General features: G+C 67.7%; 15 protein-coding genes. 11 read left to right on the plus strand and 4 right to left on the minus strand.

Annotated elements, in window-relative coordinates; genetic code table 11:
- Nucleotides 1-3: 3 nt before the first annotated feature.
- Genes ACFWUU_RS20600 through ACFWUU_RS20610 form a run of 3 tightly spaced genes read left to right on the plus strand, consistent with a single transcriptional unit; the run spans nt 4 to nt 3,244 of the window.
- Nucleotides 4-945, plus strand: coding sequence for a thiamine pyrophosphate-dependent dehydrogenase E1 component subunit alpha (locus ACFWUU_RS20600; protein WP_380177305.1), 942 nt, complete (start codon nt 4-6; stop codon nt 943-945).
- Nucleotides 945-1,919 (plus strand): alpha-ketoacid dehydrogenase subunit beta, encoded by a 975-nt coding sequence (locus tag ACFWUU_RS20605; RefSeq protein ID WP_380177306.1) that lies wholly within the window; start codon nt 945-947, stop codon nt 1,917-1,919. The genes ACFWUU_RS20600 and ACFWUU_RS20605 overlap by 1 nt, the downstream gene beginning before the upstream one ends.
- Complete coding sequence (locus ACFWUU_RS20610) at nt 1,916-3,244, plus strand: hypothetical protein (protein WP_380177307.1); 1,329 nt, start codon at nt 1,916-1,918, stop codon at nt 3,242-3,244. The genes ACFWUU_RS20605 and ACFWUU_RS20610 overlap by 4 nt, the downstream gene beginning before the upstream one ends.
- Here ACFWUU_RS20610 and ACFWUU_RS20615 read toward each other — a convergent pair.
- Genes ACFWUU_RS20615 through ACFWUU_RS20625 form a run of 3 tightly spaced genes read right to left on the minus strand, consistent with a single transcriptional unit; the run spans nt 3,195 to nt 6,621 of the window.
- On the minus strand, nt 3,195-3,899 hold the full coding sequence (locus ACFWUU_RS20615; protein WP_380177308.1) for an SGNH/GDSL hydrolase family protein: 705 nt from the start codon (nt 3,897-3,899) through the stop codon (nt 3,195-3,197). The two genes, ACFWUU_RS20610 and ACFWUU_RS20615, sit on opposite strands and share 50 nt — an antisense overlap.
- Nucleotides 3,896-5,113, minus strand: a complete 1,218-nt coding sequence (locus tag ACFWUU_RS20620) for an MFS transporter (protein ID WP_380177309.1) — start codon at nt 5,111-5,113, stop codon at nt 3,896-3,898. The genes ACFWUU_RS20615 and ACFWUU_RS20620 overlap by 4 nt, the downstream gene beginning before the upstream one ends.
- The gene (locus tag ACFWUU_RS20625) at nt 5,110-6,621 is read right to left on the minus strand and encodes a class I adenylate-forming enzyme family protein (RefSeq protein ID WP_380177310.1); all 1,512 of its coding nucleotides are present in this window, start codon (nt 6,619-6,621) and stop codon (nt 5,110-5,112) included. The genes ACFWUU_RS20620 and ACFWUU_RS20625 overlap by 4 nt, the downstream gene beginning before the upstream one ends.
- Nucleotides 6,622-6,844: 223 nt before the next feature.
- On the opposite strand from ACFWUU_RS20625, the gene ACFWUU_RS20630 reads away from it, so the two are divergent.
- The 6 genes from ACFWUU_RS20630 to ACFWUU_RS20655 are packed head-to-tail and all read left to right on the plus strand — an operon-like array spanning nt 6,845 to nt 13,780.
- Nucleotides 6,845-8,125 carry an SGNH/GDSL hydrolase family protein gene (locus ACFWUU_RS20630; protein ID WP_380177311.1) on the plus strand — a complete coding sequence of 427 codons (1,281 nt, stop codon included), beginning with the start codon at nt 6,845-6,847 and terminating at the stop codon, nt 8,123-8,125.
- 1 nt (nt 8,126) lies between these two features.
- On the plus strand, nt 8,127-9,326 hold the full coding sequence (locus ACFWUU_RS20635) for a cytochrome P450 (RefSeq protein WP_380177312.1): 1,200 nt from the start codon (nt 8,127-8,129) through the stop codon (nt 9,324-9,326).
- 4 nt (nt 9,327-9,330) lie between these two features.
- The gene (locus tag ACFWUU_RS20640) at nt 9,331-10,242 is read left to right on the plus strand and encodes an alpha/beta hydrolase (RefSeq protein ID WP_380177313.1); all 912 of its coding nucleotides are present in this window, start codon (nt 9,331-9,333) and stop codon (nt 10,240-10,242) included.
- Entirely contained in the window at nt 10,235-11,311 is a 1,077-nt protein-coding gene (locus ACFWUU_RS20645) for an alpha-hydroxy acid oxidase (RefSeq protein WP_380177314.1), read from the plus strand. The genes ACFWUU_RS20640 and ACFWUU_RS20645 overlap by 8 nt, the downstream gene beginning before the upstream one ends.
- Complete coding sequence (locus tag ACFWUU_RS20650; RefSeq protein WP_380177315.1) at nt 11,293-12,570, plus strand: PLP-dependent aminotransferase family protein; 1,278 nt, start codon at nt 11,293-11,295, stop codon at nt 12,568-12,570. Before ACFWUU_RS20645 ends, ACFWUU_RS20650 begins: the two co-directional genes overlap by 19 nt.
- Nucleotides 12,571-12,601: 31 nt before the next feature.
- The gene (locus ACFWUU_RS20655; protein WP_380177316.1) at nt 12,602-13,780 is read left to right on the plus strand and encodes an MFS transporter; all 1,179 of its coding nucleotides are present in this window, start codon (nt 12,602-12,604) and stop codon (nt 13,778-13,780) included.
- Here the strand turns inward: ACFWUU_RS20655 and coaA are convergent.
- On the minus strand, nt 13,761-14,714 hold the full coding sequence (coaA, locus tag ACFWUU_RS20660; protein WP_137258708.1) for a type I pantothenate kinase: 954 nt from the start codon (nt 14,712-14,714) through the stop codon (nt 13,761-13,763). The two genes, ACFWUU_RS20655 and coaA, sit on opposite strands and share 20 nt — an antisense overlap.
- A gap of 121 nt (nt 14,715-14,835) precedes the next feature.
- On the opposite strand from coaA, the gene ACFWUU_RS20665 reads away from it, so the two are divergent.
- A complete protein-coding gene (locus ACFWUU_RS20665; protein ID WP_380177317.1) occupies nt 14,836-16,671 on the plus strand; it encodes an alpha-glucuronidase in 1,836 nt (611 codons plus the stop codon).
- Between the two features lie 32 nt (nt 16,672-16,703).
- Nucleotides 16,704-17,708 carry a LacI family DNA-binding transcriptional regulator gene (locus tag ACFWUU_RS20670; RefSeq protein WP_380177318.1) on the plus strand — a complete coding sequence of 335 codons (1,005 nt, stop codon included), beginning with the start codon at nt 16,704-16,706 and terminating at the stop codon, nt 17,706-17,708.

The following is a 17,708-nucleotide window of genomic DNA, read 5'->3' on the forward strand; positions in this document are numbered from 1 at the left end:
CACATGAGCACCGTCGATCTCTACCGGACCGTGCGGCTGATCCGCAGGTTCGAGGAACGGGCGATCGAGTTCGTGCGGTCCGGGGAGATCGTCGGTGGCATTCATCCGTACGTCGGCCAGGAGGCGATCGCCGCGGCCGTCTGTGCAGCGTTGACCCCGGCCGACGTGATCACCAGCACGCACCGCGGACACGGCCACGTGCTTGCTCGCGGTGTCGACCCCGGCCGGTTGCTGGCTGAGCTGATGGGGCGGGAGACCGGGCTGAACAAAGGTCGAGGCGGCTCGATGCATGCGGCCGACTTCAGCCTCGGCATCCTCGGCGCGAACGCGATCGTCGGGGCGGCCGGGTCGATCGCGACCGGTGCCGCCTGGGCGCACCGGCGGCAAGGGCGGGACACGGTCGCGGTCACGTTCTTCGGCGACGGCGCGATGAACGAAGGGATGTTGTTGGAGGCTTTCAACCTCGCCGCGCTGTGGCGGATTCCGGTGATCTTCGTCTGTGAGAACAACGGCTACGCGACCACGATGCCGGTCGAGTCGGCGGTGGCGGGCAGCATCACGGGTCGGGCGCGGGCGTTCGGGATGCCGGCGTTCACCATCGACGGTCAGGACCCGGAGACGGTGCTCAAGGCAACTACTGCGGCCGTCGCGCGGGCTCGGTCTGGCAAGGGCCCGATGTTCCTGGAGTGCCTCACCTATCGCTTCGACGCACACCACACGTTCGAGCATCGCGCCCGGCTCGACTACCGCTCGGCGGATCAGCTCGCTTCCGGTCGGTCGCGGGATCCGGTCGAGATCCAGGGCGCTCGGCTGTCCGAACGCGAACGGGCCGAGGTCGACGACGAGATCGAGGCGGTCCTCGACGCGGCGACCGAGTTCGCGCTGGGCAGTCCGCATCCGGATCCGGCCGACGCGCTCAAGTACCTGTACGCGGTGAGGCCCTAATGCCGAAGCTCTCCTACCTGAAGGCGATGAACCGCGCCCTCGCCGACTCCCTCGATGCCGACCCGTCGGTGTTCCTGCTCGGCGAGGACATCCGGGTCGCCGCGTCGAACCTGACCGCGGGCCTGCTGTCCCGCTTCGGCCCCGACCGCGTGCTCGACACTCCACTGTCGGAACAAGCGTTCACGAACTTCGCGACCGGCGCCGCACTGGCCGGGATGCGCCCGGTGATCGAGTTCCAGATCCCGTCGCTGTTGTTCCTGGTCTTCGAGCAGATCGCGAACCAGGCGCACAAGTTCTCCCTGATGACCGGCGGCCAGTGCAAAGTCCCCGTGACGTACGTCGTCACCGGGTCAGGCTCCCGGACCGGCTGGGCCGGCCAGCATTCGGATCACCCCTACACACTCCTCGCCCACGTCGGCGTGAAGACCGTCGTCCCAGCGACGCCGACCGACGCCTACGGTCTGCTCGTATCGGCGATCCGAGACGACGACCCGGTCGTGTTCTTCGCTCCATCTGCCGCCCTGGGCGTCCGTGACGACGTCGACTTCACCACGCTGGCACCCATCCCAGTCGGTACTGGGCGAGTGGCGCGATCCGGAACCGATGTCACGGTGGTCGCCCTCGGCCACCTGGTTCACGATGCGCTGGCGGTCGCGGACGAACTCTCCGGGATGGGCATCTCCGTCGAGATCTTCGACCCGAGGACCGTCTACCCGCTCGACGTCGACGGCTTGGCCGCGTCGGTCGCGAAGACTCGCCGCCTCGTGGTGATCGACGACTCGAACCGCACCAGCGGATTCGCCGCCGAGATCCTTGCCGTCGCCGCCGAACGCTTCACCCTGGACGCCGCGCCCCGCCGGGTGACCCGCCCGAACGGCGCAGTCCTGCCGTTCGCACTCGCCCTCGACCGGGCGATCCAGCCCGGCCGGGACCAGCTTGTTGCCGCGATCAACGCCGTACTGGAGGACAAATGAGTGATGTGTGGCAACAGTTGCCTGAAGCAACCCGTACGGCGCTGGTGCGGCGGGGGACAGCCGCGTGGCGCGAGGTGTACGAAGGGGTGGCGACGCACAACAAGGAGTGGCGGCCGCTGCGGCCGCCGATCATGTCTGCGGCGACCTACGACTCGATGACGGGGATATCGGCAACCATCGCTCGGCTGATCCTGGCAGCGTGTCAGCGGCGTGCCGGTACTGCGGGGGAGTTGCGGCGGGCGCTCGGGATGCCGGTCGGGTACATCGATCTGCTGGACGAGGATCTGCCGTTGACCGAGGACCTGCTCGGTGGGGTTCGCGCGGACATCCTGCTCAGCGACGGTACGCCGTACGTCGTGGAGGCGAACATCGACAGTGCGCTCGGTGGGGCGCACGACTCGGACGGCGTTGCTCGTCGGTTCCTCGATGCCTACGCGGGCGACCCGATGCTGGACGAGCTGGGGCTGCAGGCGCCGGCGTCGGCCGTCGACGCGCGGTACGAGGCCGTGCGGTCGGCGTTGCAACTGACCGGTGAGGACCGGTTGGCGATGGTCTTCACCACGGGCGGGACCTATCCAGGTTCGCAGGACGGGCTCGCGATGATCAAGCTGCTCGAATCGTTCAGCGAGCGCGGCCGGGAGCTAGGCCTCGACATGCGGGTTTACCCGGTCGAGTGGCTCACGTTGGACGACGACGGCCGGCTCTGCGTCGACGACGGTCCGATCGACGCCGTACTGCGGATGTTCGTCCCGCAAGGCATGAAGCCGAGCGACGGCTTGGATGCGTTGGGGACTGCGGTCGCGAGCCGGTCGGTGCGGATGTTCACCGCGACCGCGAGCTGGTTGCTGGCGAGCAAGACGATCCTGGCCTGGCTGTGGAGCGACCTCTACGAGTTGGACCCGGCGGACGCGGAGGTCGTCCGCCAGCACGTGCCGCGGACAGAGATTCTGTCGGCGGTCCTGCGTGAGCGAGTCCTCGCCGAGCAGCGCGAGTGGGTGCTCAAGCCGAACGGATCGTACGGCGGCGTCGGCGTGGTCGTCGGGCCCGAGGTCGACGCGGCAACCTGGGCGAACGCGGTCGAGGAAGCGCTGAGCGAGGGCGGGTACATCGTCCAGCAGCACATCGAGGTCGATCGACTCACCATGCAGTTCGTGCACCTCGAGTCCGAGGAGATCCACGAGGCAGACGTGCCGTTCTGCGTTGCGCCGTACCTGTTCGCAGGCATTCCGGCCGGCGCCTATCTCCGCTTCACGGTTCCGGGCGCCGGCCCGGTGGTCAACGTTGGCCAGGGCGCGCTGACGAGCGGTCTGCTGCTGATGCCTTGAGTCGGCGCCCGATCGCTCGGAGCGTCTCGGCGGTCGCGACGGCATCGCTCCGCGCGTTGCCGTGGCGACCGTCGCTGCTGTAGAGACTCGGGTCGGTCGACAACGGGTGGTCGGTGAGCTGGACGTGGATCGTGCCGAGCTGATCGGCCATCGCGGCTGTCCGGTCGGAGAGAGTACGCATTCGTTGCCTGAGGCCCGGACGTAGCCAGTCGGCGACGGCCGGGCTGTACGAGATGTCGAACATGCCGAGCGTCATCACCTCCGCGCCGGCGCCCTGCAGCGTGGTGATCATCAGGGTCAGTTCGCGATCGACCCGGTCGGCGTCGTACGTCGCCGGGAACGCATCGTTGCCGCCGCCAACGACCAGTGCGAGGTCGGCGCCGAAGGCAAGGGCAGGCTCGAGCTGAGTGGCGAGGATCTCGCGGGTACGCAGTCCGCTGACGCCGAGGTTGAGGTAGGCGAGATCGGGGCGTACGGCGCGGAGCTCGGCGGCGATGCGATCCGCCCACTGGAGTTCGCTGTAGCCGTCGACCGGCTCGCACAGTCCCTGCACGACGCTGTCGCCCAGGACGACGAACCTCCGCCACGGATGGTCTGCGAGGAGCTCGAGGCTCTCGCCGGGGCGGAGGCAGTAGGGGTCAGTGGCTTCGTTCATGTTGCCTCCACTGTGCTTGGTGCGTCGAGAACCTTCCCAGGGCCACGACGGACCAAGGGGAACACACTGACGACCAGGCAGGCAATGCCGGACCAGATCAAGGCCGGGGTCAATCCGAGTGCGCTGACCAACTCACCCGCGAGCAGCGCACCCAGCGGAAGACCGGCGAAGGACGTCGCTGCCACCAAACCGATGACGCGGGCCTGCAGCTGCTTCGGGACGTGTTCATAGAGGGCGGCGCCGAAGACGGGGTTGATCGCGGCGATCCCGATGCCCGAGAGGAAGGTGACCACCATGACGAGGGCCAGGTTGTCGCTCAGGCCGAGTACGAGCAGCCGGGGACTGCCGCCGACGAAGGCTCCGATCGCGAAGGTCAGGTAGCGCGGCACCTTGGTGGCGAGTACGGCGAACGTGATGCTGCCGAGCAGTGCGCCGGCGGAGAATGCGCCGAGCGTGAGACCGAGACCGGCCGGCGAGCCGAGTTCGTCGCGGACCCAGACCGGGATGAAGACCGCCGTACTTGCGCTGGCGAAGATGTTGATCGTGAACGTGGTGATCAGCATCGTCGCGAGCAGTTCGTCCCGGCGTACGAACGAGAACCCTTCGGCCAGCGAGCGGAAGTACTTGTCGCGGCGGGTGTCCGCGACGACTTCGGGCGGGCGGACGAAAGCGGCGACCAGGACACCGCAGATCACGAAGGTCACCGCGTCGATCCACAGCACGCTTGCGGCGTCGGTCCAGAAGATCAGCAGACCGCCGAGCGGTGCGCCGAGCAGGGTCGCGCCGCGGGCGAGGGCTTCGTGCAGAGACGTGATCCGGATCAGTTCGACGTTGGCTGCCTCGGCCATTGGACGTACCAACAGATCCTTCGCGCGGTCGGCGGCACCGCGGAGTGCACCGGCGACGGCGACGAGGACCAGCAGGGCGGCAAAGCCGAGGCCGGTGGTGGCCGCGATCGCCGCCACCGCGACGGCGCTCGAGAGGTTCGCGAGGATCGACGTACGGCGAGGTCCGAGGGTGTCGATGATCGGGCCGGCCATGATGCTCGCGATGATGTAGGGCACGAGCTCGACCGCGGCGACGAGACCCATCCGGGCCGCGCTTCCGGTGGTGACGAGCACCAGCCACGGGATCGCGACCATGGTGATCCGGCTGCCGATCGCGGACAGTACGTCCGCGACGAACAGGATGACGAGACCGCGTCTGGGTGTCATGGCTGCGGGTGCAGTTCGGCGTAGAGCTTGCGGAGGGCAACCTTGTCGACCTTCGCGATCTTCGTCAGCGGCAGCTCGTCGACGAAGTCGATCGTCTCCGGTGACCACATCTCGTTCAGCGTGTCGGTCACCAGCGCCTGCAACTCCTCAGCCGAGACATGCGAACGTGTGACCACAAACGCATGCACTGCCTCGCCTACGACCGCGTCGGGGACGCCGATCACCGCCGCCGTGCTGACCGACGGGTGCGTGCTCAGCGCATCTTCGATCGGGCGGGAGAAGATCGCCCAGTTGCGGCGGGTGGTGACGATCATGTCGTGTACGCGATCGACCAGGAACAGATAGCCGCCCTCGTCGAGGTACCCGACGTCTCGCGTGCGGAGCCAACCGTCGACGAGGGTCTCCGCGGTGAGCTCCGGCTGGTTCAGATAACCGGCGAAGACCAGATTGCTCTGCACCCACACCTCGCCGGTCTGCCCCGGCGGCAGCATCTTCCCGTCGTCGTCGCGGATCTCGATCCGGACATCGCCGTACGGCGTCCCCGCCGACGCGAGGCGCATGTCCTCGGTCAGCCCGGGTTGCGCCGTCACCACGACGCATTCGCTGAGCCCGTAAACAATCCGCAGTACCGGACCGAAGCGCGCGATCCCCTGCCGCAACCGCGCCGGCGTCGCCGGGCCAGCGCCGACGTTGAACATGAACAGGCTGCTGCAGTCGACCTCTGCGCCATCCGGATAATCAAGCAATTCATAGAGCATCGGCGGTGTCACGTACGTCGACGTGATCCGCTCGGCCGGCACGATCCGGTAGAACTCCTCCGGCGACCAGGTGTCGGTGAGGAACAGCACGCCACCAGTGAACAGGTTGAAGAACGTGGTGATCTGCCCGCTCGCCAGCCACAGCGGTGACCCCGAGTAGTGCCGGAGCATCGGGAACCCCTGTGCGACAAAGGCCGCGGCCAGCTCGAGGATCTGTTCGTAGAACGCCTGCGTGTGGTGCACGAGCTTCGGATCGCCGGTCGTCCCGCTGGTCTGCAACACCGAATCCGGCGCGGGCGTCGCGCCGATCTCGTACGGCGTCGACGCGTTGAGCTCGGCGATCCGGTACGCCGGCATCGGCGCGAGCGAGTCCGCCAACTCCTGGCCGAGCTCGCTCGCATCGTCGTACACGAACAGGTCGGCGTCGGCCAGCGCCGCGAAGCGATCGATCTCGCGGCGGGAGGTGATCGGCGCGCTCCACAACACCCGGCAACCGTGCAAGTGCAGGGCTAGTTGGAGCGCCGGGGCGTCGAAGCAGTTCGCCGCCATCACCAGGACCTTGCCGCCCGGACGGACGCCGGCATCGCGAAAGGCGGCGGCAAAACGCAGTACGTCGGCGATCAATTCACCGTACGTCGCGGTGCGGTCACCGCGTGCCAACGCGGGGCGTTCAGAGAATTCCTGGAACAGCTGCAGGACCCGGCCCACGTAATTGGTACTGTTTCCGGGCAGGACGAATTCAGGCGGCATTTTCGTCTGGTTCCCCTCAGGCTCCGGCCACCCCCAGCCGTCCCTTCTGACTCTACTCGATCGGCGACCTGCGCGGTGTGAAGGAATACCCCTGCGATTCGGGGTCGGAACCGGTCCGCTAACCCCTGCGCGAAGACCGGAAGAAATGCATTCTGATTCATTGACCGGATTCCTTCTGGCGTATTACGTTCCGTCCGCATCCATTCCGCCTGGAGGTCAGTTCATGTCCATTTCCAGCAGTTGGCGCGCGGTTGCGGTCACCGCGGCCCTCACTCTCGCCGGATCGAGCCTGGCCGGCTCGAGTCTGAGCGGCCACAACGACGCCGAGTGGGTCGGTACGTGGGCGACCGCGGTCACCCACGGCGATGCCACCGGCTCGACCAACCTCGGGCTGACCGACCAGAGCGTCCGGTTGAACATCCGTCCGACCGTCGGCGGCAACCGGATCCGGGTCCGGCTGTCGAACATCTACGGTGAGAAGACCGTGACGGTCGCGGCCGCGACCGTTGCCAAGCCCAACAAGGCGACGCCGGAGCTGTCCGACATCGACCCGGCAACCCTGCGCACGTTGACGTTCAACGGATCGGGTAGCGCGTCGATGGTCAAGGGCAGCGAGCTGCTGAGCGACCCGGTCAACCTGCGGATCGGCACCCTCGACGACCTTGTCGTCAGCCTGTACTTCCAGGACAACACCGGCCCGACGACGTTCCACGGTTCGTCGATCCAGGACAACTTCGTCGGCACCGGCAACCGGGTCAGCGACCCGACCGGTGTGAACTACCCGACGACCCGTCGCTGCTGCTGGTTCTTCCTGTCCGGCGTCGACGTCCAGACCGACGACTCGGCCGGCTCGATCGTCGTACTCGGCGACTCGATCAGCGACGGCACCAACAGCACGCCGAACGCCAACAACCGTTGGCCGGACCAGCTCGCCGAGCGACTGGCCGCATCGGCCGGGCACAAGCCGTTCCCGAGTGTGCTGAACGCGGGTCTGGCCGGCAGCCGGCTCAACCACGAGGGAACCGAACCGTCCGACAACGGCGCGTTCCCCGGCTTCGGCGAGGTCGGCGTGAACTCGCTGGCCCGGTTGAACGAGGACGTGTTCGCGCAGACCGGCGTACGTACCGTCATCACCGAGCTCGGCATCAACGACATCTGGATGTCCGACGACTCGTCCGCCGAGATCATCGGCGCGTTGCGGCAGGTGAACGCGCAGGCCAAGGAGCGCGGCATCCGCAGCCTGGTCACGACGATCACGCCGTTCGAAGGGCTCTCCGGCACGGACAGCTGGACGCCGGCCAAGGAGGCGACCCGGCAGGCGGTGAACAGCTACCTGCGATCGAGCCACGAGTTCGACGGCGTACTCGACTTCGACAAGGTCGTGCGCGACCCGGCAGCGCCGTCGAAGCTGCGTTCGGACATCGACTCGGGTGACCACATCCACCCGAACGACGCCGGCTACCAGCTGATGGCGGCCTCGGTCCCGCTGAACCTGGTGCGTTGACATGGCTGCTCGGAGTGCGAACGAGATTCTCGCCGCCCTCGGCTCCGAGCAGGGCCGTCGCGATCCGATGCCGCTCTTCGCGGAGCTGCATCGGATCGGTCCGGTCTGCCGCCTCGAGCCGGGCACCTCGCCGTACGCCGTCGTCGTGAACGGGTACGACGCGGCGCAGGAAGCCTTGAAGGACACGCGATTCCACCGGCTGCTGACGGCCGACCCCGACCCTCGCGACTCGGTACTGCGCCGGCTCGGCGGGTCGATGATGTTCAAGAACGAGCCGGAGCATCTGCGGATGCGCAAGGTGTTCCAGGCCGTACTGACGCCGCGTCGGCTGACCGGATTCGAACCGGTCGTGGAGGCGTTGGCCACCGAGCTGCTCGACGACCTGGGGAAGGCCGGGCGGGACGGTCAGGTAGTCGACTTCGTCGACTTCGCGTACCGCTTGCCGATCACGGTCATCGGTACGTTCCTCGGCATCCCGCGGTCGGATCTGGGCTGGTTCCGGGACCGCACCAAGGCCATCGACGACTACCTCGACCTTGGTGGTAAGGCGCCGGAGCGATTGGCGGCGGCGAACCAGGCCGCGGACGAGCTGAACGACTATTACGCACGGATGCTCGCCGACCGTCGGGTCCAGCCGCGTGACGATCTGGTCAGTTCGCTGGTGGACTCGGAGCTTGCCGAGCAGGAGTTGATCGACAACCTGCTGGTGCTGGTCAACGCCAGCTTCGTGACGACGATGAACCTGCTCACGAACGGACTCGAGCTGCTGCTCGCCCAGCCGGCGCTGGTCGATGCCCTGCGCAACGAACCGGCCAGGGCAGCCGACTGCGTGGAAGAGATCCTGCGGCACCAGAGCTCGGTCCAGCTGATCAGCCGGAAGGCATCGGTCGATCTGGAACTGGGCGGCGAGACGATCGCCGAGGGCAGCCTGGTGCTGATCCTGCCGGGCGCCGCGAACCGGGATCCGGCCAAGCATCCGGACGCCGACACGTTCGACCCGGACCGGGTGGATCTGCAGCACCTGTCCTTCGGTGCGGGTCCGTTCTACTGCGTCGGCGCGGGGCTTGCCCGGATGGAAGGGCGGGCGGCGTTCGGTCAGTTGTTCCAGCGATTCCCGCAGGTCGAGCTGGCGGGGGAGCCGGTTCGCAGTCACAGCCTGCTGCTGCGTGGACATGCGTCCATGCCGATCCGATTGGGGTGAACCGATGCCGTTGGACCCGCAGGTCGAGGCGATGCGCGCCGAACGCGAGGCGAACGACGTACCGCAGCTGTACACCCAGACGCTGGCCGAGGCTCGGGAGGCGGACCTGGCCTCGATCCGGGCCGCGGGTGGTGAGGTCGAGCCGGTTCATCACGTCGAGGACATCACGACCGACGCCGGCCTGCCGCTACGGGTCTATCGCCCCGACCTGACGGGTCCGCTGCCGACGCTGGTGTACTTCTTCGGCGGCGGGTGGACGCTCGGCAGCATCGACACCGCCGACGGCATCAGCCGCAAGCTGGCGAACGCCGTACCGTGCCAGGTCATCACCGTCGGGTATCGGCTGGCGCCCGAACACCCGTTCCCCACCGCGGTTCACGACTGCTACGAAGCGGTCAAATGGATCGCCGCGCACGACTCGTCGCGCCTCGTCGTCGGGGGCGACAGTGCCGGTGCCAACCTTGCCGCGGCCGTCACCTTGCTTGCCCGCGACAACAACGGTCCTGCGATAGCGGGACAGTTGCTCGTGTACCCGAACACGCTCTACGGGTCCGACACGATCTCGATGCGCAACGGCACCGACCCGTACCTCTTCAACAACACGTCGGTGAACTGGTACTGGAAGCACTACCTCAAGGACCCCGCAGACGGCGCCAATCCACTCGCCTCACCTTTGCTCGCGGAGTCGCACGCGAACCTGCCGCCGGCGTTGGTGATCACCGCCGAGTACGACCCGCTCCGCGACGAGGGTGAGTACTACGCCGAGAAGCTCCACGCTGCCGGCGTACCAACCACGCTCAGCAGGTACGACGGTATGGTGCACGGCTTCTTCGCAATGTCCGGGATCCTCGACGGCGGCAAGAAGGCGATGAGTGAGGCGTCGACCTGGTTGGGCAGGATCTTCACGGATGGCTGAGTCACTCGCCGACTACGAACCACTCGCCCGTGACGTTCTGCCCGCGGCTGTGTACGACTTCGTTGCCGGCGGCAGCGGTTCTGAGCAGACGGTGGGCCTCAACCGCGCCGCCTTCTCCGCGATCACGCTTACCCCTCGCATCCTTACCGGCTTGGCAAAGCCGAACCCGTCCTGGACGGTGCTCGGCAGGCGGTGGGAGCTTCCGATCGCGGTTGCCCCGATGGCATACCAGAAGCTCCTGCACCCTGAGGGCGAGCTGCACCTGGCGGCAGCTGCCTCGCGCGCGGGCATTCCGTACACCATCAGCACGCTGAGCAGCGTCCCGCTCGAGAAGATCGCTGGTGTCGCGCCGTCCTGGTTCCAGCTCTATTGGCTGCGGGACCGCCGGGTCGTGACCAGCTTGGTCGAGCGGGCGGTGGACGCCGGTTGCGGCGCGTTGATGGTGACGGTCGATGTGCCGGTGATGGGGCGCCGATTGCGGGACATTCGCAACGAGTTCGCTCTGCCACCGGATGTTGCCCCGGAGAACCTTGTCGACAAAGTGACAGAAGCGCACGACGCGGTGCCGGGGCTGTCGGCGGTGGCCGCGCACACCGCGTCCGTCTTCGAGCCCGCCGTGTCGTGGCGGGACCTGGAATGGTTGCGGTCGCGGTGCCCGATTCCCCTTGTGATCAAGGGGATTCTGGATCCGCGAGATGCTCGTCGAGCGGTTGAGATGGGTGCCGACGGCGTTGTGGTGTCGAATCATGGAGGGCGCCAGTTGGATGGCGCAATCGCGTCGGTCGATGCCTTGGGCCCGGTTGTCGATGCTGTTGGCAAGGATTGCGGGGTGTTGCTGGACAGCGGCGTACGGAGCGGTCTCGACGTACTGAAGGCGCTCGCGTCGGGTGCTTCCGGCGTACTCGTCGGGCGACCGTTGCTGTGGGCACTTGCTGTGGACGCCGTGGATGAGGCGCTGGCGTTGCTCGGGCGGGAGGTGCGGGACGCGATGCTGCTGGCGGGGTGCGCGGACCTGGCCGCCGTACGGGAACTGAGCGTGGGGAGAGCGACATGGCCGATCTCGAGCTGAGTGACCTGCACGGCTCGCTCACCGACCGGGCGCTGAACTCGATGAACTTCCTCAACGAGGTCTCGCATCACTACCCGGAGGCGATCTCGCTCGCCGCCGGACGGCCGACCGAGGAGTTCTTCGCGCTCGAGGATCTGCACCGATACCTCGACCTGTTCGCGCAGTACCTGCGGGACCAGGGGTACGACGAGGCCGCGGTCCGGCGGACGATCTTCCAGTACGGGCGGACGAAGGGGATCATCCAGGACCTGGTCGCCCGCAATCTCGCGATCGACGAGGACATCCAGGTCGACCCGGAGGCAATTGTCGTCACGGTCGGCTGCCAGGAGGCGATGGTCCTCACGTTGCGCGCGCTCCGTGCCGGCCCTGAGGACGTGCTGCTCGCGATCTCCCCGACGTACGTCGGCATCACCGGCGCGGCCCGGCTCGTCGACCTGCCCGTGGTGCCGGTGGGGGAGGGGGACGATCTGGCTACTGTGCTGAAGTCGGTCCGTGCGGAGGGGCGGCGGCCGCGCGCGTGCTATGTGATGCCGGACTTCGCCAATCCGTCCGGGCTGAGCATGGACTTGTCGGCCCGCCGCCGGCTGCTCGAGCTGGCCGCTGGGGAGAACCTCCTGCTCCTAGAGGACAACCCGTACGGGCTGTTCCCGGCGGAGGGTCATGAGCGCATCCCTACGTTGAAGTCGCTCGACATGTCCCGACGAGTCATCTACCTCGGCTCGTTTGCGAAGACCGGTCTGCCGGGGGCGCGGGTTGGGTATGTCGTCGCGGATCAGACGGTTGGTGCGGGTGTGCTCGCCGACGAACTTTCCAAGCTGAAGAGCATGTTGACGGTGAACACCTCGCCGGTTGCGCAGGCGGTCGTCGGGGGCAAGTTGCTGGCCAACGACTGCAGCCTCGTCGCGGCCAACCGACGTGAGCGCGCGGTCTACGCGGCCAACCTCCAGGCGATCACCGACGGCCTGGCCACCCGTTTCCCGAACGGCGAAATCACCTGGACCGTCCCCGCCGGCGGCTTCTTCGTCGTCGTCACCGTCCCGTTCCCGGTCGACGACACCCTCCTGGAGAAGTCGGCCCACGAGTACGGCGTCCTGTGGACCCCGATGAGCCACTTCTACGACGGCGATGCACCGATCAACGCGCTCCGCCTGTCCTGCAGTGCCGTGACTCTGGACCAGATCGACGCCGCGCTGAACCGACTTGCCGCCTTCATCACCGACCAACTGGTCCTCTCAGAGGGCGCAGAACTGGATCTGTAGTGGAGACCGGTTTGTCCCTAGCGTAAGTGCCATGACCACCACCTGCGACCTCCCCACCCACCCGCTCCCCGCGCCTGTGGCTCGGCTGCTGACCGGTCAGTTCGTGCGGTTGTTGGTGATGGTGTTCGGGTCCGGCTTGAGCATGTATCTGCTGACCTCGGTCGTCCCGCTCTACCTGGCGGCCAACGGCTCCGGAGGCGTGGGTGCCGGGCTGTCGACCGCTGCGATGATGTTCTCCGCGGTGGCTGTCGAGCTGCTCGTGCCGCGGATGCTGGCTCGGTGGGGATATCGGGTCGTCCTCGGGCTCGGACTCGTTCTCCTCGGGGCGCCTTCGCTGGTGCTGCTCACCTCCGCAGCGCTGCCGGTCGTGCTCGCCGTCTGCATCGTCCGTGGTGCCGGCCTCGCGATTCTCGTCGTCGGTGCGGTCGCGCTGGTCGCCGACCTCACCCCGTCGGCCCGGCGCGGCGAGGCGCTCGGTGTGTACGGCGTGGCCGTCGGCGTACCTGCGGTGATCGGCCTCCCGCTCGGTGTCTACCTGATCAACGTCATCGGCTTCGGCGCGCTGTTCGTCCTCGCCGCAATCGCCTCACTAGCCGGCCTCCTCGCCCTGGTCGGTCTCCCCGCCAAGGTGAACGCCGAAGAAGAGCAACACGTAAAGGTCCTCGGCGGAGTACGACGGAGCGGCCTCCTCACCCCGACCCTGATCTTCGCCGCGGTGACCGTTGCCGCAGGCATCAGCGTCACCTTCCTGCCGCTAGCCGTTGCCGGCGACAAACAGTCACACATCGCCACAGCCCTTCTCCTACAGGCGATCGCCGCACCCATCGCCCGCTGGCTGGCCGGTCGCTACGCCGACCGAGTCGGTCCCGCGAAGCTGCTGGCACCCGCGCTGATCCTCGCGGCAGCCGGCGCCGGATCGCTCGTCTTCCTCCCGAGCGCCGTCGCGATCCTGATCGGCTCGACCTGCTTCGGCATCGGCTTCGGCGCCGCGCAGAACCTCACCCTGACCCTGATGTACAACCGCGTCGACCGCTCCCGCTACGGCCAGGTCAGCGCCCTCTGGAACCTCGCGTACGACGGCGGTTGGGGGGCCGGCGCGCTGATCTTCGGCGCAGTCGTGGGCGGCGTCGGCTTCTCGGTCGCGTTCGCGTTGACCGCCGCAGTCGTCGCGGTCGCCGTCGTACCAGCGCTTAGAGCTTCCGCAGCCTGACCCAGCGCACCGCGTGGTCGGGACCCTTGCGGAGGACCAGGGTCGCGCGGGAGCGGGTAGGGAGGATGTTCTCGCGTAGGTTCGGGCCGTTGATGCCGTCCCAGAGCGACTCGGCCTTCTTGATCGCTTCCTGGCGGCTCAGCTCGCCGTACCGGACGAAGTACGACTCAGGGTTGCGGAACGCCGTCTCCCACAGTTTGAGGAAGCGCGCCACGTACCAGGAGCGGACGTCGTCGGCGGCGGCATCGACGTACACCGAGAAGTCGAAGAAGTCGCTGACCGCGAGACCGCTCTTCCCGTCCGCGTGCCGCGGCGCCGGCTGCAGGACGTTCAGCCCTTCGAGCAGCAGGATGTCGGGTTGCTCGACGGTGGTCCGTACGCCAGGCATGCGGTCGTAGTGGAGGTGCGAGTAGACCGGCGCCTCGACCGCGTCCATCCCCGACTTCACCTCGACCACGAAGCGCAACAGCGCCTTGCGGTCGTACGACTCCGGGAATCCCTTGCGCTGCATCAGATTCCGGCGCTCGAGCTCGGCGTTCGGCCAGAGGAAGCCGTCGGTGGTGACCAGCGCGACGCGCGGGTGCTCGGGCCAGCGGGCCAGCAGTTCGCGCAGCAGACGCGCGGTCGTGGACTTGCCGACGGCAACCGATCCGCCGATGCCGATCACGAACGGGGTGCGGGTCGCGGCCGGTTTGCCGAGGAAGCTCTCGGTGTCGGCGTGCAGCGCGCGGGCGTGCCGGACGTACAGCGAGAGGATCCGCGACAGCGGCAGGTACACCTCGCGGACCTCGTCCATGTCGATCTCGTCGCCGAGACCGCGCAGCCGTTCGACCTCGTCCGCCGTCAGCGGGGAGACCGTGGTCTCGGCCAATTGCGCCCAGGTGGCCCGGTCGAGCTCGGTGTAGGGAGTCACCTCCCGCGACGGCTGCAGCATGTGGCCCATTCTTCCCACCGTCACGGAATGCACCCACATCGGGCCGACGTGGGCTTTGTCTCAACCGCGCCACGAGTTCGAAACTTTCGGTGACCGCCTGGTGTGGAATGATCACCGACCGATGACCGACGACTCCGCCTGGCTCGGTACGCAGCGGCTCCCCGAGGTGACTGTCCATGCCTCCGGGGCGCTGGCTCAGACGATCCGTGCCGAGCTCCGGCAGACGCGCCGCGTTCCCACCGACGTACAAGTTGCCGTCTGCATCATGACCCGCGTCCGCGAGACCCCTTTGTGGCGTGAGGTCGAGGCCGCCCTACCCGAGCACGGCCTGGGTGTCGAAGGGTTCGTGGTGGTACGACGCGGCAACGATCTCGTCGTCGCGGCCGAGGGCGGACACGGACTGCTCTACGGCTACTTCTACCTGCTCCGGTACTTCGAGTGGATGACCGGCGACTTCACCGTCGTCGAGCAGCCGGCCGTACCGATCCGGATGCTGGACCACTGGGACCAGCTGTCCGGCGCGGTCGAACGCGGGTACTCAGGTCGATCGATATTCTTCCGCGACGGCAGCGTCGTGCCCGACCTCACCAGGGTCCGTGCTTATGCGCGTTTGCTGGCGTCGATCGGGATCAACGCGGTCGCGGTCGCGAACGCCGACCTGCCCGAGGTGGCTCGCCTGGCGGGCATGTTCCGCGAGTACGGGATCGCGGTCAGCCTCTCGGTCGAGTTCACCGACGACCCGTTCGACGAGCGGGTGGCTCGCTGGTGGTCGGCCACGATCAGCCGGGTGTACGACGCCGTACCGGACTTCGGCGGGCTCGTGGTGCGGGCGGGCCGCGATCCGGAGGGCGCGAACCTGCTCGCGCGGGCGGTTGCGCCGTACGGCGGGACGGTGTTCTGGCGGTACGCCGGTGAGCAGAAGCACGATTGGCGTGACCGCAGCATGGATCGCGCGCGGGCTGCGTACGACCAGCTGATTCCGCTCGACGGGCGGTTCGAGGAGAACGTCGTACTGCAGGTCAAGCACGGACCGACGGACTTCCAGGTCCGCGAGCCGGTGTCGCCGCTGCTCGGCGAGCTGCAGGAGACCGTGTTCGCGCTCGAGCTGCAGGTGACGCAGGAGTACTCCGGCCAGCAGCAGGACCTCTGCTACCTCGCGCCATGGTGGCGGGAGATCCTGCAGTTCGACACCTCTGGCGGCGGCGGTACGACGGTTGCCGACCGCATCGGCGCGATCGTTGCCGTCTCCAACGTTGGCGACGACCCCAACTGGACCGGCCACAAACTTGCCCAGAGCAACCTCTACGCGTTCGGCCGACTGGCGTGGGAACCGCACGCGGATCCGGTCAGCCTGCTGCACGAGTGGGCCGCGGCAACGTTCGCGATGGACGACCGGACGAGGAGCGAGCTGGTCACGATCATGTCCGGCTCGTGGCGGACCTACGAGCGCTACACCGCGCCGCTGGGCGTCGGGTTTATGGTCACACCGGAAACGCATTACGGGCCGAGCGTCAACGGATACGAGTACTCCAGCCGCGGGACCTATCACTTCGCCGACCGCTACGGCGTCGGCGTGGACCGGACCGTGAAGACCGGGTCAGGATTCACCGGGCAGTACCCGGAGCCGCTCGCCGGCACGTACGAAGACGTCACCACCTGTCCCGACGAGCTGCTGCTGTTCTTCCATCACGTTGCCTATGACCACGTGTTGCACAACGGCAGCACGGTGCTGCAGCACATCTACGACACCCACTTCCAGGGGTACGCCGAGGTGGAGGCGATGGTCGCGCGCTGGCGGGTGGTCGCCGAGCGGTTCGAACCCGTCGTACGGGAGAACATCACGGCCCGGTTCGAGTCGCAGCTGGCGAACGCGCGGGAGTGGCGCGACCAGGTCAACACGTTCTTCTACCGGCTCAGCGGCGTACCGGATACCCACGGCCGCACGATCCACCGCTAAGCTGGCTCGAAAGTTTCGAGCCAGGGGGTGTGGTGAGCGAGCGACCGACCATTGCGAAAATTGCGGAAGAGGCCGGCGTGTCGGTGCCGACCGTCTCCAAGGTGCTCAACGGCCGCGCGGATGTGGCCGAGGCGACCCGGGCCCGGATCGAGAGCCTGATCCAGGAGTACGGCTACCGGCGCCGGAGCCCGGGGACGGCGGCCAGCCCGATGATCGACCTGGTGTTCAACCAGCTCGGCGGCGAGTGGGCGATGGAGCTGATCCGCGGTGTCGAGGAGGTCGCTCGCGCCGAGGGCGTCGAGCTCGTGCTGTCGGAGTGCGGTGGCGCGTTGCGGCCGCGCCAGCAGTGGATCGAATCGGTGCTGAACAGGCGACCGCTCGGCGTGATCATGGTGTTCTCGGACCTCGACGCGGACCAGCGCGCGCAGCTGGAGGCGCGAGGGATCCCGTTCGTGGTTGTCGATCCGGTCGGGGACGTGGGTGACGACGTACCGTCGATCGGCTCGGCGAACTGGAACGGCGGCCGGATGGCCACGGCCCATCTCCGCACGCTCGGCCACACCCGGATCGCGATGATCGGCGGACCGATCGAGACGCTCTGCTCGCGGCAGCGCGTGGACGGCTATACGGACGCTCTGCGGTCGACGGGTGTGGAGGTCGACCCGTCGCTGATCCGGTACGGCAACTTCGAGGTCGGCGGCGCGTACCGCGAGGCGCTGGCCCTGCTGCGGCTGCCCGATCGACCGACCGCGATCTTCGCCGGCAGCGACATGCAAGCGCTTGGCGTCTATCAGGCCGCGCGTGAACTCGGGCTGGACGTCCCACGCGATCTGTCCGTCGTCGGGTACGACGATCTCCCGGTAGCCCAGTTCGTCACGCCCGCTCTGACGACCGTCCATCAACCGCTCCACCAGATGGCCGAGCTCGCAGCCCGCGTGGTGCTCGACCTGTCCCGCGGCCGGACACCTACCGCGCTCCGCCTGGACCTGGCGGTGGACATGAGAGTCCGGGACTCCACCGCTGCACCGCAGGGTTAG

The organism is Kribbella sp. NPDC058693, from assembly GCF_042715335.1.
Classification (GTDB): Bacteria; Actinomycetota; Actinomycetes; order Propionibacteriales; family Kribbellaceae; genus Kribbella; species Kribbella jiaozuonensis.

Excerpts from the sequence above, each read along its gene's own strand:
- ACFWUU_RS20610 (WP_380177307.1), top strand. The coding sequence starts at position 1,916 with ATGAGTGATGTGTGGCAACAGTTGCCTGAAGCAACCCGTACGGCGCTG.
- ACFWUU_RS20615 (WP_380177308.1), bottom strand. The coding sequence starts at position 3,899 with ATGAACGAAGCCACTGACCCCTACTGCCTCCGCCCCGGCGAGAGCCTC.
- ACFWUU_RS20630 (WP_380177311.1), top strand. The coding sequence starts at position 6,845 with ATGTCCATTTCCAGCAGTTGGCGCGCGGTTGCGGTCACCGCGGCCCTC.
- ACFWUU_RS20620 (WP_380177309.1), bottom strand. The coding sequence starts at position 5,113 with ATGACACCCAGACGCGGTCTCGTCATCCTGTTCGTCGCGGACGTACTG.
- ACFWUU_RS20625 (WP_380177310.1), bottom strand. The coding sequence starts at position 6,621 with ATGCCGCCTGAATTCGTCCTGCCCGGAAACAGTACCAATTACGTGGGC.
- ACFWUU_RS20605 (WP_380177306.1), top strand. The coding sequence starts at position 945 with ATGCCGAAGCTCTCCTACCTGAAGGCGATGAACCGCGCCCTCGCCGAC.
- coaA (WP_137258708.1), bottom strand. The coding sequence starts at position 14,714 with ATGCTGCAGCCGTCGCGGGAGGTGACTCCCTACACCGAGCTCGACCGG.
- ACFWUU_RS20635 (WP_380177312.1), top strand. The coding sequence starts at position 8,127 with ATGGCTGCTCGGAGTGCGAACGAGATTCTCGCCGCCCTCGGCTCCGAG.
- ACFWUU_RS20650 (WP_380177315.1), top strand. The coding sequence starts at position 11,293 with ATGGCCGATCTCGAGCTGAGTGACCTGCACGGCTCGCTCACCGACCGG.
- ACFWUU_RS20645 (WP_380177314.1), top strand. The coding sequence starts at position 10,235 with ATGGCTGAGTCACTCGCCGACTACGAACCACTCGCCCGTGACGTTCTG.
- ACFWUU_RS20600 (WP_380177305.1), top strand. The coding sequence starts at position 4 with ATGAGCACCGTCGATCTCTACCGGACCGTGCGGCTGATCCGCAGGTTC.
- ACFWUU_RS20640 (WP_380177313.1), top strand. The coding sequence starts at position 9,331 with ATGCCGTTGGACCCGCAGGTCGAGGCGATGCGCGCCGAACGCGAGGCG.
- ACFWUU_RS20655 (WP_380177316.1), top strand. The coding sequence starts at position 12,602 with ATGACCACCACCTGCGACCTCCCCACCCACCCGCTCCCCGCGCCTGTG.
- ACFWUU_RS20665 (WP_380177317.1), top strand. The coding sequence starts at position 14,836 with ATGACCGACGACTCCGCCTGGCTCGGTACGCAGCGGCTCCCCGAGGTG.